Source organism: Mycobacterium sp. 852014-52450_SCH5900713 (assembly GCF_001667075.1).
GTDB lineage: Bacteria > Actinomycetota > Actinomycetes > Mycobacteriales > Mycobacteriaceae > Mycobacterium.
Genome location: NZ_LZIL01000038.1, coordinates 1 through 625 on the forward strand (window position 1 = coordinate 1; position 625 = coordinate 625).

Consider the following 625-nt stretch of genomic DNA (forward strand, 5'->3'; position numbering starts at 1 on the left):
ACCCGCGCATCGACGTCGGCCACCCCCTCGGCGCGGATCACCCACTCGAAGGCGGCGAGATCCGGGTACTCGCGCATCAACCTGCTCGACTCGTCCAACACCGCTGCCAGGCGATCGACCGCGCCGTCGGCCCGCGCGGCGACGGCCCGCAGCCGAGGTGACGCGATGCCCTCCATTTCGGTGACGGTCGCCTCCAGCAGTTCGGACTTGTTCGGAAAGTAGTGGTACAGGCTGCCGCTGGTCATGCCGGCGGCCCGGGCAATCTCGCGAATCGTGGTGCGGGAGTAGCCCATCTCGGCCACACACCGCATCGCCGCGGCGATGATCCGCGCACGCGTCTGCTCCCCCTCGGCGCCCACCGGGCGGCCCAATTGCGACTGCGCGACGCTCATGCCGCGCGGAACCCGCCGCAGGTTCGTCCATCACACACTGCGCACCTCCGCGCGGAAGCCCAAACTAATCGATCACTCGATTATATTCGACCGTGTCGGGCACCCAGAGCCGGCGGACAGGACGCGCGAGTGGGGAGAGCACGGTGACGCGGGCGCAGCGTGGGCGCCCGGTCGGCGCCAGCGGCGAGGAGACCCGCCGGCGGATCATCGTCGCCACGATGCGGTGTGTGGCC

1 protein-coding gene and 1 pseudogene are annotated in these 625 nt (G+C 70.2%); one reads left to right on the forward strand and one right to left on the reverse strand.

Annotated elements, in window-relative coordinates; translation table 11 throughout:
- Positions 1-392: TetR/AcrR family transcriptional regulator (locus tag A5773_RS10965; RefSeq protein WP_156744808.1), on the reverse strand; the 392-nt coding region annotated here is incomplete at its 3' end.
- A 143-nt stretch (positions 393-535) separates the two neighbouring features.
- Here A5773_RS10965 and A5773_RS26500 point away from each other — a divergent pair.
- Positions 536-625, forward strand: a pseudogene (locus A5773_RS26500) (TetR/AcrR family transcriptional regulator); the annotation flags it as partial.